This is a genomic window from Cytobacillus sp. GQ23, from assembly GCF_059758675.1.
The window spans coordinates 153,880-168,077 of record NZ_JCAXER010000005.1; the positions used below are offsets into that span (position 1 = coordinate 153,880).

Here is a 14,198-nt window from a genome sequence, read left to right on the forward strand (position 1 = left end):
ATTACACAGCGAGGTGAGGGACTTGTTCGATATTTTCGCAAGACAATTTGAAAAACCACAAGGGTTACTGGGAAAGCTCGCCGGGAAAATTATGTATTTTGAGAACCGCAAGATTAACAGATGGACGATAGAACAATTACAGATAAATCGCAGAGATTCTATTTTAGAAGTTGGCTTTGGCCCCGGATATAGCATTAAACATATTATGGACCAATGGCGCTATGCAGAAACGGATGGAGTCGATGTATCGGAAGATATGAGAACAGCTGCAGCCAAACTGAATGATGACTATATTCAGCAGGGAAAAGTCAGATTGTTCGTGAAAGATGTTCATGATTACTTTCCGGATAAAAGGTATAATAAAATATTTTCAGTCAACAATTATCCGCTTTGGAGAAAACCAAGGGAGTCTCTTCAGCATCTGCATGGGATGCTTGAAAAAGACGGAAAAATTGCCATCACGGTTCAGCCAAGAGAAGAAGGAGCGGATGAAACCATTACCAAAAATTTGGGGCAGGTAATCAAAGCTGATATGGAGGCTGCAGGATTCCATTCCATTTCCATTTCATTTAAAGAGGCCCGTCCTGTATTAACCGTTTGTGTAACTGGAATTAAATAATAGGAATGAGCGGGGAAAACCCCGCTTTTTTTGCTTTACCAGCCCCGGCTGGCTCCCCCGCCGCCAGATGAGCCGCCTCCACCTCCCCGCGGACCGCCACCTCCTCTGCCTCCGCCTCTTGAGAGAATGGATAGTATGGCATATGAAAAGGTCCCGCCAAAGAATTTAATATCAAGAAACAGCAAACCGATAGCAATGAAAATCAGCAGCCAGGAAGGAATGCCAATGCCTCCATCCTCTTTCCCGGCATCAGTATATTCGCCGCTGTTTCCCAGGTTCACTTCTCCGGCAGCCTCCTGTACAAGCACCTTATAGGTTTCAATTACCGCATTATTGGGCTGCCCATTCTGGAGATATGGAATTGTTATCTGATCCAGAATCCTTCCTGCTTTCCCATCCGGAATTCGGCCTTCAAGCCCATAGCCAACCTCAATGCGCACCTTCCGATCCTGCATGGACACAACTAATAAGACACCATTATTTTCTGCAGCGCTGCCTATGCCATATGACCGGAAAGCTTCGTTTGCATATTCTTCAATCGTCCTGTTCCCAATTGTTTCAACAATTAACACTGCTGCCTGAGCAGTTGTCTGATCCTCTAACTGCCTTCCCAGGCTGTTCAGTTCTGATTTTTCCTGTTCATTTAGAACACCTGCAAAGTCCTGTACATAAATATCTCCAGCGGGCTGGGGTATGGATTCTTCTGCATGGACTGAGAAAGCCCCCATAATTACATTTACTAAAAGAAGGGTCAAAAAGACCCTGCGGATGATCATTCTCCATTGCCTCCAAAGTCCACTTCTGGCGCTTCATTCGCCAATGGATCCGCCCTGAAATACTCTTTTTCATCAAAGCCTGTTATCCCGGCAACAATTGCACCTGGAAACCTTTTTACTTTTTTGTTATATACAGAAACCTGGTCATTATAATCCTTGCGGGCTACCGATATCCGATTTTCCGTACCGGCAAGTTCGTCCATTAATTGAGTAAACTGCTTATCCGCTTTTAAATTGGGATAGTTCTCAACTACTACCAGCAGCCGGCTCAGAGCACCTGACAGCTCAGCGTTTGCTGCTGCTTCCTCTTCTGGCGAACGGGCTCCCGCCAATCTCGCACGTGCATCTGATACCGCCTGAATCGTCTCCTTCTCGTGAGCAGCATACCCCTTAACTGTTTTAACCAGATTAGGAATCAAATCCAGCCTTCTCTGCAGCTGATTTTCAATTTGGGAATAAGCCTGATCCACATCTTCCTCAGCACTGACGAATCCGTTATAACTGGACATCAGCATCATACCTGCTATGACTACTGCCGCAATCACGGCAATTAAAACTCCCATGCCTTTTTTCATTTGCGCCACTCCTATGTCTGTGTTGTTTTTATCACTTGCATGATATTTTTCCTTTTTTGAGAGAAAGTTAAACCAAGATATTAGGCGGGAAGCTATTGCACGGTAATTTGTTTCTGGGAAATGTTTTCGTTGAATTATGCCCGTGCTGGATTGCCAGGTAAATGGTAATTATCATATAGTTTCTCGGGAACTGCATGTGGGAGATTCCTACTCTTTTGCGCTTCTTAATTCCGTCAAACCCTGTAACACAGAAAAACCGGAACCCACCAGGGCTCCGGTCCAAATATGCTTATTTAATAAAGTTCTTTGCAATCAGTTCACTGAATTCCGGTTTATCCTTCAGGAATTTCAGCGTGTAGGAAGAATCTGCGAATTCCTGGATTGTGTCTGCATCAACATCATAAGTGAACCCGATTCTTTCCCAGGCGCGGTCTACTACTTCTTTTTCCAGCTCCTGTCCGGTTACTTCTTTAATGTCCTTGATTGTAATAGCTTTTGCTTCTTCAGGATTTTCTTCAATAAACTTCACAGCATCTTTATGCGCATCCACAATTTTCTGTACTTTTTCAGGACTGTTCTCCACTGCGTCACCCGTTGCAACTAAAACAGATGCCGGAAGTGTTTCACCAAAGGATACTTCATCCCAACCTATTACCACTTCTGCGTTTGTTTCCTGTTCGATGACGGCTGCCCATGGTTCTGGGGCAACTGCAATATCAACTTTGCCTGTTTTCAGCATGCTTGCATATTGTGCAGGATTGCCAGTTAAATGCTTCATAGTACCGCCAATCCTTGCTGATGTAATGCCGGCTTCTTCAAGATATGTCTCATACTGTACATCATGTGTGCAGCCTACGCCAGGTGTAATAAACGTTTTTCCCTGGAAGTCCTCAAGTGAGTTAATTTCTACTCCTTCTCTGGCAAGGACAACCGTTCCGCCAGTTGAAGCACCCGCGATAATTTTAACGTCAGCGCCGGTTGAGAAGTTGTTCATTGCTGGTCCTGGCCCTACAAGACCTGCATCAATATCACCTGTTTTAAGAGCAGTCATGAATGAACCGCCTTCAGCAAATGTCTTGTATTCGACTTTTGTTCCATCGCCGAGCTGTTTTTCAAAATATCCTTGATCTTTCGCAACCATTGCCGGCACATGGTTGATATTAGGAAAATAACCGATGACAATTTTGTCTTCCTTGCCGCTGCTTTTCTCAGATGATCCGCAGCCCGCAAGCAGCCCGGTAAACATAAATAATATAGCAGCCCATAAAAACGCCTTTTTCATAAATACCCCTCCAAATTTAAGACTCAAGTCCCCATTTTTTACTAACCGATTTTTCTATGCGCTGGAATATGAATTGGTCAACAATCATTCCGATTGCTCCAATGATAATCATGACACCGATTACGATATCCATTCTTCCAAAGTCTGAAGCATATCGAAGTGTGTAGCCCAATCCAGGTCCTGTGCTTAAAAGCTCACCGGCCATCAGTGCCCGCCAGGCGAATGCCCAGGCAAGACGTGAGCCGGTTACTACGTAAGGAATGGATGCTGGAAAGATGACTCTAGTGAATAAGTCAATGCCAGTCGCACCCATTGTTTGAGCTGCTTTGATGTATAGTGGTGAAACGTTTTTAATACCTGTTCTCATGTTAAGAGCCATTACAAATGTTCCGCCAAGTATGGTCACAAAAATAACGGCTTTTTCATTTAAGCCGAACCACATAATCGCGATAGGCAGCCAGACAATGCTGGGTACACTTTGCAAAGCAAGAATGACTGCACCCAGTGTTTCATCAGCAGTCTTGGATTTCCCTAACAGAATTCCTATCAGGGTCCCAAGAATAAGGCTGATTGTTAAACCGATTGCGAGCCGCTTAAAACTTGCGATTAAATCATAGATTAGTGTTTTATCCTGAAACCCTTCAACAAGTGCATTGAAAACACTGGACAGGGAAGGGAAAATCAGCGGGTGCCAGAGTTCAAGCCGTGATCCGATTTCCCAAAATGCAATGACCGCTGCAAAAAATATGATTCGTTTAATGGCTGTTTGCATATTGGAGCTCCTCGCTGACAACTTTATCAATTTCCTTTTTCAGGTATTTCATTATGTGTTCTTCAATCTCCAGCATTTCTTTCTTGTGTTCCTCACGCGGTCTGGGAATATCCACCATTATATCCTGTAAAATAGTTCCCGGCTTTGTTCCCATAACAATGATCCGATCTGACAGCTTAATAGATTCAGAGATGCTGTGAGTAACAAAAAGAATGGTTTTCTTTGTCTCTGTCCAAATGGTTTCCAGCTGTCCATGCAGACGTGAACGGGTCTGTTCATCAAGAGCTCCGAATGGTTCATCCATTAGAAGTGTTTCAGGGTTCATGGCAAGTGCTCTCGCAATTGCTACCCTTTGCTGCATTCCTCCAGAAAGTTCATGAGGATAATGGGATATATATTTACCCAGCTGCACCTTTTGCAGATACTTAAGTGCCGCTTCCTCAGCATCCTTCTTCTTCATTTCTTTTTTCAGCGGAAACGTGACATTTTCCATGACTGTCAGCCAGGGGAATAATGCTGCCTGCTGGAAAACCATTCCTCTGTCCTTTCCAGGCTTTGTTATGGTTTTCCCATCGATTTGAATGTGGCCTGAAGTAGTTTTAGTCAGACCAGCGACGATTGAAAGAAGTGTAGACTTTCCGCATCCTGAAGGTCCTAAAATAGAGACAAACTGGCCTTTTTCAACCGATAGATTGATATCTTTCAAGACATCAACAGGACGATTTTCTTTATCGCTATATTGTTTATTTACCTCATTTATCTCAATGAACATTCAAGATCACCTATTCCTATAAATCTCATTAATTTACTCGGATTACTTGTAATTATAATGTATTCACTTAGCATGTCAACCTTTACAATCAATATTTTTAATAAGGAGCATAATAAAACAAAAAAGCCTCCTCCACCAGGGAGAAAGCTTTTGTTTCATAATTTAATTTCTTCTATTTTAGATGAAGCGATCAGCTCTTCAACTTTTGCTAAATCTCCGCTTTGAAAAAGCTCGATAATCCTGCTCCCCACAATTACCCCGTCACAATGCTGATTCATTTCTTTAACATGCTGGGGTTCAGAAATTCCGAAGCCTGCCAATACCGGAATCGGACTTACCTCTTTAACCCTTTTCAAATGCTTTCCGAGTTCTTCTTTAAATCCTTTTCTTGCACCGGTGATGCCATTAACTGTTACAGCGTATAAAAAGCCTCTTCCTTTGCCTGCAATCTCCTGAATCCTATCTACCGGACTCGTCAATGTTACAAGACGAATAATTTCGATTCCGGCTTTTTCTGCAATTGGTGCAATAATCTCTTCTTCCTCTGCAGGAAGATCAGGCAAAATGAGCCCGTCAACCCCGCTGCTTGAGGCATCAGAAATAAAATTGCCAATACCATAAGCCATGATCGGATTCATATATGTCATAAAAATAAGCGGGATGTGAACGATAGGGCGGATTTCCGCAACTGCTGCTAATACGCCCCTAAGAGTTGTTCCGGCTTCTAAAGCCCGGATGCCTGCCTGCTGGATTACAGGCCCATCTGCGACCGGATCGGAAAACGGAATCCCGATTTCTATGGCTGTTGCTCCTGCTTTCTCGAGAAATGTAATTTTCTCAGCGAGCGTGTCCAAGCCCCCATCACCAGCCATAATATATGGCACAAATGCTTTTTCATTATTTTGCTTTAGATTCTGAAAAACTTTTTCGATCCGGTTCATTGTCCTTTCCCTCCTAATCTTGCTCTCACCGTTTCTACATCCTTGTCCCCTCTGCCGGATAAACAGATAATGATACCTTCGTCTTTTTTCATTTGCGGCGCAAGCTTTAATGCGTACGCAACTGCATGAGAGCTCTCTAGGGCCGGAATAATGCCCTCAAGCTTGCATAACAGCTTTAGCGCATCCAGTGCCTCATCATCTGTGATCGATTCATACTCGGCCCTCCCGCTATCTTTTAAATAGCTGTGCTCCGGGCCTACCCCGGGGTAATCAAGTCCTGCAGAGATGGAATGGGCCTCCTGAATCTGTCCGTGTTCATCCTGCAGCAAATACATTAATGCGCCATGAAGAACTCCCGGAGTTCCTTTTGTTAAGGAGGCAGCATGTTTTTCTGTATCTGTCCCCAATCCTGCCGCTTCCACCCCGATCATGCGGACTGATTCATCCTTAATGAAAGGATAAAACATTCCCATTGAATTGCTCCCTCCTCCAATGCAGGCTACAACTGCCTCAGGGAGTTTGCCTTCTTTTTCAAGATATTGCTTTTTCGTCTCATTTCCGATAACACTTTGGAAATCCCGTACTATCATAGGGAAAGGATGCGGGCCCATCACAGAGCCAAGGATGTAATGTGTATCCTCGACGTTCGTAACCCAGTAGCGAAGCGCTTCATTGACTGCATCTTTTAAAGTGGCACTTCCCGAATGCACCCCTACCACCTTCGCTCCGAGCAATTCCATTCTGAATACGTTCAGCTGCTGTCTCCTTATATCCTCTTCACCCATAAAAATAATGCATTCCAGATTTAAAAGAGCACATGCTGTAGCTGTGGCGACTCCGTGCTGCCCTGCACCCGTCTCAGCTACGATTTTACGTTTACCCATTCGCTGTGCCAATAGAGCCTGGCCGAGTGAGTTGTTTATTTTATGGGCTCCTGTGTGATTCAAATCTTCTCTTTTAAGATAGACCTTCGCACCGCCAGCGTATTTTGTGAGGTTCTCAGCAAAATAAAGAGGAGTTTCCCGTCCGACATAGTCTTTCAGCAGTGATTGCAGCTCGGTCTGAAACCCTTCATCGGCTTGGGCTTTCTTATACTCATTCTCCAATTCAATTATAGCCTGCATTAGTGTCTCAGGCACATATCTTCCTCCAAATTCTCCAAAATGCCCCCGTTCATCTGGCAATGTATAAGCTGCGTTCATTTTACTTCCTCCCTCTCCATACGTTTCGCATTATCTATGAATCTTTTTATTTTCTCCAGATCTTTTTTACCTTCAGTTTCAACCCCGCTGCTTACATCAACCATATAAGGATTGGCTGCTGTTATTCCTTCGGCCACATTTTCCGGCTTGAGCCCTCCTGCGAGGATGATTTTCTTATCATTTATTGAATATCTGTTTAGGAGTGACCAATCAAACGGTACCCCGTTGCCCCCCCGATACTTCCCTTTCGGACTATCAAGAAGTACATATTCACATGAATATTCATCCAGTTGAGATAGATCATCCGGGGAACCAATGCTCAAAGCTTTTATAACCGGCAAGGAGAATGAGCTGCAAAATTCCGGCGGTTCATCTCCATGAAGCTGAATGACATTGATCCCTGAAATTTTTGCTATTTCTTCAATTGCCGCTTTCGTCTCATTTACAAATACTCCGACTTTTAATACTTCTCCTGGAAGTTTTCTGATTATCTCTCCCGCTGTCTCAGGTCTAATTTTTCTTTTGCTTTCAGCAAAAACAAATCCCAGGGCATCCACACCGTTTTCAACAGCGGAAAGTGCCGTGCTTATATCCCTGATTCCGCAAATCTTCACCCTCATTGTCTGACAGCCCCCTGCAAAGGGATCTTCATGGCCTTCAAAAGCCCTTCCAGATTATCTGCCTGCATGAATGCTTCTCCGACAAGAATGGCGTTGGCCCCAGCTGCAATGACACGCCGGACATCGTCTTCAGACTTAATCCCGCTTTCACTGACCAGGAATCTTCCCGCCTTCTTTATAAGAGGGGCAAGCCTTTCTGTCACCCCCAGGTCTACTTCGAACGTTTTTAAATTCCGGTTGTTGACTCCGATCAGCTGTGCACCAGTTCTAAGAGCTATTTCCAATTCTTCTGCATTATGAACCTCCATTAATACCTCGAGTCCTTCACCTTCAGCAAAATCGAAAAGCTCCTGAAGCCGTTCTGCATCCATGGCAGCAGCAATTAGCAAAATCAGGTTTGCCCCGGTTTCTTTTGCCTTTAATATCTGCACCTCATCCACAATAAAGTCTTTGCAGAGGATCGGCAGGTCAACTGTCTCTCTAACAGCAGACAGATCATTAAAGCTGCCTTTAAAAAATCTGTTGTCTGTCAGAACGGAAATCGCATCTGCGCCATATTTTTTATAAAATAATGCCTGATCCGCGGGGTTTTGCCCGGTATTTATATCACCTTTGGATGGTGAGGCTCTTTTGAATTCGGCAATCACAGCAAGGTCGTTCCCTAACTCAAGCCTTTTTATAAATGAGCGTTTTCCAGCGGATTCTGCAGCCTCGATTACCTCCTGTTTCAGCTCGATGACTTCTTTTCTTTTTTCAGCCAGTATTTGATCTAAAATTGTTCCCACTTATATCACCTCTTTTTGGACACTTTTACTTGCTTCAATTAACTGATGAAGCTTCTGTAATGCAGCTCCCGAATCAATGCTTTCTTTGGCTAAATGGATTCCCTCTTGAATGGTTTCAGCCCTGCCGCCTGTAAAGATGCCAATCCCGGCATTCAGAAGGACCGTATCTCTTCTTGCACCTTTTTCTCCCTTCAGGACACTCAGAAGGATTTCCGCATTCTCCCTGGAATCTCCTCCTTTGATTTCGTCATTGCTGCAGACTGATAAGCCTACTTCCTCAGGGTGGAGAACCTTTTTTGTTACTATGCCGTTTTGAAGGATGGCCAGGTGATTTTCCCCCTGCAAGGATGCCTCATCCATGAACCCTGCACCATTTAAAACAACTGCCCGTTTTCTTCCCAAAGCTCTTAACACTTCTGCAAACATTTCAATATAATCTCTCCGGTAGATGCCCAGAAGCTGATTGTCAAGTTCAACCGGATTGGTTAATGGCCCAATTAGATTGAAGGTTGTCGGTATCCTTAAATCCTTGCGCACTTTCATGATCCTTTTAATATTCGGATGCACATGAGGGGCGAAAAGAAACGCAATCCCGATTTCCTCCAAAATCTCCTCCGTGCGCTCTGGCGGGTGATTTAAATTTATCCCCAAATGCTCCAAAACATCGGCACTGCCTGTTTTGCTGGATACACTCCGGTTTCCGTGCTTGGCAACTGGAATACCGGCACCTGCAATTACAAAGGCAGAAGTGGAACTGATATTAAAACTGCTTGAACCATCCCCTCCCGTACCGCAATTATCCAAAACATTAGGAATTTTCTTTCTAAATGAAAGAGATTTATCCCTCATGGCTTTTACAATGCCTGCAATTTCTTCAACTGTTTCCCCTTTTGTTTTAAGGCTTACCATAAATGCCGCAATCTCACTGTCCGTCACATCATGGGCAAATAAATTATCCATCGCTTCCTTCATTTCTGCTTCTGTTAGTGACTCCCGATCAGATAACCTCTGCAGTATTGTTTTCACTCTTTTTGTCCCTCCCGATTGTTTGTAAAAAGTTTTCCAATATCTTTTTTCCAAGGTCTGTTCCCACAGACTCCGGATGGAATTGCAAACCGTATAAAGGGTAGTCTTCATGCTTGATAGCCATAATTTCATTGTCATCCATCGATCTGGCCAAAACCTTAAAGCTGACAGGCAAAGTTCCCGACTGAATAATTAAGGAGTGATAGCGCATAATGCTGATTGGCTGCGGCATGTATTGGAATAGCTGAGATCCATTATGCTTAAGTTTAGACACCTTACCATGCATGATTTTCCTTGCTTTTTCAATTCTTGCACCAAAGGCATAGCCGATAGCTTGATGGCCCAGGCAAATACCCAGGATAGGAAGCTTCCTGTAATATTGCTGAATAACTTCCACAATCACTCCCGCTTTTTCTGGCCTTCCCGGTCCGGGGGAAAGAACAATTGCATCGGGATTCAGTTTTTCAATTTCATCGATTGTTATTTGATCATTCCTTACAACTTTAATTTCCTGACCCAGTTCACCAAGATACTGATAAAGATTAAATGTAAATGAATCATAATTATCAATCAGCAGAATCATTTTTTGTCCTCCAAAAATGCTTTTAATTTATGAAGTGTTTCTTCGTACTCTTTTTCAGGAATAGAATCATGCACGATGCCCGCACCGGCTTGTATATAGGCATAGCCATCTTTAATCACCATTGTCCTGATTGCCAGGGCAAAATCCATATTGCCGTTCCCGGAAAAATAGCCGACTGCACCTGAATAAATTCCTCTTTTCATTGTTTCAAGTTCATTGATGATTTCCATTGCTCTAATTTTTGGAGCACCTGAAACTGTTCCAGCAGGCAGACATGCTATTAAGGCATCAATCGCTGTGTGTGGAGATTTTAGCCTGCCGCCCACTTCGGATACAAGGTGCATGACATGCTTATATCTCTCAATTACCATATTTTTTTCTATAGTGACTGTTCCAAATTCGCAGACACGGCCCAGATCATTTCTCCCCAGATCGAGCAGCATTCTGTGTTCTGCGAGCTCCTTTTCATCTTCTATCAGTTCCTTTTCAAGCTGCAGGTCTTCGTCATCTGTCTTGCCTCTTGGCCTTGTTCCTGCTATAGGGTTGGTGATTACTTTGTTTCCTGCAGCTTTTATAAGACTTTCCGGTGATGCCCCTGCCACCGCATATTCTCCAAAATCAAGATAGTACATGTAGGGGGAGGGATTTTGCACCCGCAATTTTCGGTAAAATGCGAAAGGATCACCAGTTAGTTCTGCTTTTAACCGCTGAGAAAGCACCACCTGGAAGATGTCACCCTCTTCAATATAGGACTTGGCTTTATTTACTTTTTCAATAAAGTCTTCTTTAGATATCGAAGCTTTAAAAGCTGACAGTGATGCTGCTTCCGGTTCAATTGCCACGGTCCCCTTCTGTATTTCATCCTTTCTCTTCTGTAATCTTTCACGAAGCTTGGATTCATCGGTTCCTGCCATCAAAGGCATGGCAACGAGATATACCTTTTGCTCCAGATGATCAAAAACAGCCACTTCCTCAAAAAACATAAGGTGTACATCTGGTACATTCAGCTCATCATGAGGTATCATTCCAATATTTTCGTATTGCCTGATGACATCATATCCTGCGTATCCAACAGCTCCTCCACAGAATGGGAAGCTTTCAAACGGGTGAGGTTTTTGCTCAGGCATCAGTCTTCTAACAACATCGAGCGGCTTTTCAGAATATACATCTGTTTTTCCTCCGGCAGAAACTAATGTCCTGGCCTCTTCCCCTTTTAGTTCCATCACAGGATCTGCGCCAATAAAGGAATACCTTCCCGATTTTTCATGCTTTAGCGAGCTTTCTAACAGGAATTTCTTTCTTCCGCTCATTCTCTGATAGATGGAAATGGGTGTTAATGTGTCACCCTCGAGTTCTTCGATAATATACGTTTCATCCAATTTTGGCATCAATTTATCTTTCCTCCAGTTCTTTAAAGAAAATAAAAAAGCCCTCTATACACACAGTAGCTGTGGGTATAGAGGACGTGTCTTGTGAACGTGGTGCCACCTCTTTTCAGAGCAAAATGCTGCTCCCTTTTTCGGGTACGGAAAAAATATCGATACCCTATCCTTTTAACGGCGGAAACCCGTGCTTCCCTACTATCTTTCGGGAAGCCTCTCGCAAGTCCATTCGAATGACTTTCCGTACCGGGCTCTCACCATTCCCGGCTCTCTTGGACGGATTCCAATCATTCTACTCCTCTTGCTCAGCGATTTAAAGTATTAAAGCTTTTAAATAAAGCGGAAGCGCCTTGCCCACCCCAGCCCTTGAGGAAGCAGGCTGCTTGCACTGGACAGGTTATCATGATGCGAAAATTCTGTACATTTCCTAAGCTAAATAAAAAAGGGCCTCCCGTCAAAAAAGGACGAGAGACCCGTGGTGCCACCTTCATTAGCTGAATCAATCAGCTCACTTAAACAGATATCAAAGCGAAGATCGCCTGAATATCTGTCTCTTGTAACGATGAGACCGTTCGCCAAAGCCTACTGCTTAAAAGGTTCGGTTTGGAGGCTCGAAAGTCCATTCACTGCCACTTCCACACTGATTTCCACCAACCATCAGCTCTCTTTAGCTTCACCAGCAGTTACTACTCTTTGTCATTGCCAATCGATATATTGCTTATTATACTATTCCGATAAATGAAAAATGTCAAGAGTGTTTTTTATTTTTTTAAACTAAATCTTTTTCCAGCTTTTCCCTCCAGACATCTGCAAGCTCCTCAATCCTCAGCAATTCTTCAATTGCATTACGGTTTTTGCGGTCATGGAACATGATAAAATTCCCTTGCAGAACCGATACCTTTTCCTGCTTTCTGTCCACGAGCTTAAGGACGCTGTCTGCTGTTACAGTTCCTTCTTTCAGCACTCTGAAAAAGTAGCCTGTGAAGCAGGTTTCAACAATTCTGCCTAAAAGCCGGTCTTCCCTGTTATGCTTTGATATTGTGGAGCACGGGATACGCCCCTGTGTTATTTGGATGAAAGATTCTCCCAGTGAAAACGTGTCACCTATAAAAACATCCTTTTCCAGCATGTTCCCTGCACAAATATTTTCACCAAATGAAGGCGGTGAGAATGTCTTTTTAAATTCTTTTTCCCACTTCCCGTAATGTTCGTAAGGGTATAGGCAAACTGCACGGTCCAGGCCGCCATGAAACGCAGTATTAGCCACTCCATCCCCCTGAAAACCTTCCTTCGTTAAAAACACACTGTTTATTCTCTCTTTGCCAATTCCCGAGATTTCCTCTTTGTTTTTCCAGCTGTGCTTTTTTGGCTTTCCTATGCTTAAGGCGATAATCTCCTTCACATAATCCCCCTCACCAGATTTCTCTTTTCTAAATATTTTAACGCATTCTATTTAGCAATTCGAAACATATTCTTCCAGAAATTGAATTTTCCCATAAAAAGACAGAGCTTTTTCTAGTTAGTTTTCCTCCAATTAGCCCATATTAAGACTAGTTTGATTAACGAAAAGGCAGGTCGGAAATATGGAGCACATTGAAAATTTACAATCTGTAAATTCCAAAGCTAAAAAGAAGTCCGGTGATGATGCTCATAATCAAAAATGGGCCATTCTCTCTCTTTCTTCGATTCCTCTCGTTATGACGCTGGGGAATTCCATGCTGATTCCTGTTCTGCCGGCGATGGAAAATAAACTAAATATTACTTCATTCCAAACCAGCATGATCATTACCGTATACAGTATTGTCGCCATTATATTGATCCCGATTGCAGGCTTTTTATCGGATCATATCGGCCGGAAAAAGGTCATTATACCAAGTCTTCTGATTGCAGGAATTGGCGGGCTGATCTCGGGTTGGGCAGCATGGAAAATGGCGGATGCCTACTGGATTATACTGGCCGGGAGGGCATTGCAGGGTGTGGGGGCTGCAGGTGCGGCACCAATTGTTATGCCTTTGGTCGGGGATATGTTTAAAAATGATGATGATGTCAGCAGCTCCCTTGGCCTGATTGAAACTTCCAATACATTCGGAAAAGTTCTATCCCCTATTCTTGGGGCGTTTCTGGCAGGGTTTATTTGGTATTTGCCGTTTTTTTCATTTCCGGTTTTTTGTACCATTTCAATTTTGCTGGTTTTCTTTCTTGTTAAGACACCCAATAAAAGAGAAGAGCCAATTCCGCTGAAGGAATTTTGGAGCAATATCAAGGATACCTTTAAAAACAATGGAAAATGGCTTTACGCAATTTTTTTTATTGGCGCCATTCTCATGTTTGTTCTCTTCGGGATACTTTTCTATTTATCTGATGTGCTTGAAAAGACATATGATATTAAAGATGTTAAAAAAGGCCTTCTCCTGGCTGTCCCGCTTGGCGCATTATGCCTTTCATCGTATTTAACAGGAAAAAAAATAAAAGAAAATAAAATACTGATGAAGTGGATCATTTTCCTGGGCTCAGGGCTTGTGGCAGCTGCAACTGCGATCTTAAGCTTTTCAAATAATATGTGGTTCATGATCAGCATGTTCCTGTTTGCCGGTGTTGGCATTGGCGTAGCATTGCCTTCATTGGATGCACTGATTACGGAGGGAATAGCAAAAGAAGAACGGGGCACCATTACTTCGCTATACAGTTCAATGAGATTTATTGGGGTTGCAGGAGGGCCGCCGGTCATTGCCATTCTGTTAAAGCATTCGGATCGGGGGCTATTTTATATATTAAGCGGAGTTACTATTCTTGCCGCCCTTGCAGCCATTATCGCGATCAAACCTGACGCAAATGATACCTGAAAAAATCCGTATCGTTCAAT

15 protein-coding genes and 2 other annotated features are annotated in these 14,198 nt (G+C 43.4%); of the genes, 2 read left to right on the forward strand and 13 right to left on the reverse strand.

Going from position 1 to position 14,198, the window contains the following annotated elements:
- Nucleotides 1-13: 13 nt before the first annotated feature.
- Nucleotides 14-619 (forward strand): methyltransferase domain-containing protein, encoded by a 606-nt coding sequence (locus AC6CHU_RS06280; protein WP_498120763.1) that lies wholly within the window; start codon nucleotides 14-16, stop codon nucleotides 617-619.
- A gap of 35 nt (nucleotides 620-654) precedes the next feature.
- On the opposite strand, the gene AC6CHU_RS06285 is transcribed toward AC6CHU_RS06280, so the two are convergent.
- The 13 genes from AC6CHU_RS06285 to AC6CHU_RS06345 all read right to left on the reverse strand — a co-directional run bounded on the left by AC6CHU_RS06285 (nucleotide 655) and on the right by AC6CHU_RS06345 (nucleotide 12,737).
- Complete coding sequence (locus AC6CHU_RS06285) at nucleotides 655-1,395, reverse strand: TPM domain-containing protein (protein WP_159862785.1); 741 nt, start codon at nucleotides 1,393-1,395, stop codon at nucleotides 655-657.
- Entirely contained in the window at nucleotides 1,392-1,970 is a 579-nt protein-coding gene (locus tag AC6CHU_RS06290; RefSeq protein ID WP_159862784.1) for a LemA family protein, read from the reverse strand. The genes AC6CHU_RS06285 and AC6CHU_RS06290 overlap by 4 nt, the downstream gene beginning before the upstream one ends.
- Nucleotides 1,971-2,259: 289 nt before the next feature.
- Nucleotides 2,260-3,252 carry an aliphatic sulfonate ABC transporter substrate-binding protein gene (locus tag AC6CHU_RS06295; RefSeq protein WP_498120766.1) on the reverse strand — a complete coding sequence of 331 codons (993 nt, stop codon included), beginning with the start codon at nucleotides 3,250-3,252 and terminating at the stop codon, nucleotides 2,260-2,262.
- Between the two features lie 16 nt (nucleotides 3,253-3,268).
- Nucleotides 3,269-4,024 (reverse strand): ABC transporter permease, encoded by a 756-nt coding sequence (locus AC6CHU_RS06300; RefSeq protein WP_159862782.1) that lies wholly within the window; start codon nucleotides 4,022-4,024, stop codon nucleotides 3,269-3,271.
- Nucleotides 4,008-4,796, reverse strand: coding sequence for an ABC transporter ATP-binding protein (locus AC6CHU_RS06305; protein WP_159862781.1), 789 nt, complete (start codon nucleotides 4,794-4,796; stop codon nucleotides 4,008-4,010). Before AC6CHU_RS06305 ends, AC6CHU_RS06300 begins: the two co-directional genes overlap by 17 nt.
- A gap of 155 nt (nucleotides 4,797-4,951) precedes the next feature.
- On the reverse strand, nucleotides 4,952-5,737 hold the full coding sequence (gene trpA, locus AC6CHU_RS06310; RefSeq protein WP_498120768.1) for a tryptophan synthase subunit alpha: 786 nt from the start codon (nucleotides 5,735-5,737) through the stop codon (nucleotides 4,952-4,954).
- Nucleotides 5,734-6,939, reverse strand: coding sequence for a tryptophan synthase subunit beta (gene trpB / locus AC6CHU_RS06315; RefSeq protein WP_159862779.1), 1,206 nt, complete (start codon nucleotides 6,937-6,939; stop codon nucleotides 5,734-5,736). The genes trpA and trpB overlap by 4 nt, the downstream gene beginning before the upstream one ends.
- Nucleotides 6,936-7,559, reverse strand: a complete 624-nt coding sequence (locus AC6CHU_RS06320) for a phosphoribosylanthranilate isomerase (protein WP_498120770.1) — start codon at nucleotides 7,557-7,559, stop codon at nucleotides 6,936-6,938. Before AC6CHU_RS06320 ends, trpB begins: the two co-directional genes overlap by 4 nt.
- Nucleotides 7,556-8,344 carry an indole-3-glycerol phosphate synthase TrpC gene (gene trpC / locus AC6CHU_RS06325; RefSeq protein WP_159862777.1) on the reverse strand — a complete coding sequence of 263 codons (789 nt, stop codon included), beginning with the start codon at nucleotides 8,342-8,344 and terminating at the stop codon, nucleotides 7,556-7,558. Before trpC ends, AC6CHU_RS06320 begins: the two co-directional genes overlap by 4 nt.
- Entirely contained in the window at nucleotides 8,345-9,370 is a 1,026-nt protein-coding gene (gene trpD, locus AC6CHU_RS06330; RefSeq protein ID WP_498120772.1) for an anthranilate phosphoribosyltransferase, read from the reverse strand. It abuts the gene before it with no gap.
- Nucleotides 9,342-9,953, reverse strand: a complete 612-nt coding sequence (locus tag AC6CHU_RS06335) for an anthranilate synthase component II (RefSeq protein ID WP_159862775.1) — start codon at nucleotides 9,951-9,953, stop codon at nucleotides 9,342-9,344. Before AC6CHU_RS06335 ends, trpD begins: the two co-directional genes overlap by 29 nt.
- Nucleotides 9,950-11,341, reverse strand: a complete 1,392-nt coding sequence (gene trpE, locus AC6CHU_RS06340; protein WP_498120802.1) for an anthranilate synthase component I — start codon at nucleotides 11,339-11,341, stop codon at nucleotides 9,950-9,952. The genes AC6CHU_RS06335 and trpE overlap by 4 nt, the downstream gene beginning before the upstream one ends.
- A 68-nt stretch (nucleotides 11,342-11,409) precedes the next feature.
- Nucleotides 11,410-11,653: a binding site (T-box leader), on the reverse strand.
- 139 nt (nucleotides 11,654-11,792) lie between these two features.
- Nucleotides 11,793-12,044 (reverse strand) — a binding site (T-box leader).
- A gap of 60 nt (nucleotides 12,045-12,104) precedes the next feature.
- A complete protein-coding gene (locus AC6CHU_RS06345; RefSeq protein WP_498120775.1) occupies nucleotides 12,105-12,737 on the reverse strand; it encodes an MOSC domain-containing protein in 633 nt (210 codons plus the stop codon).
- Between the two features lie 181 nt (nucleotides 12,738-12,918).
- Here AC6CHU_RS06345 and bcbE point away from each other — a divergent pair, with 181 nt between their 5' ends.
- Nucleotides 12,919-14,178 carry a bacillibactin exporter BcbE gene (bcbE, locus tag AC6CHU_RS06350; protein ID WP_498120777.1) on the forward strand — a complete coding sequence of 420 codons (1,260 nt, stop codon included), beginning with the start codon at nucleotides 12,919-12,921 and terminating at the stop codon, nucleotides 14,176-14,178.
- The last annotated feature ends 20 nt before the right edge of the window (nucleotides 14,179-14,198 follow it).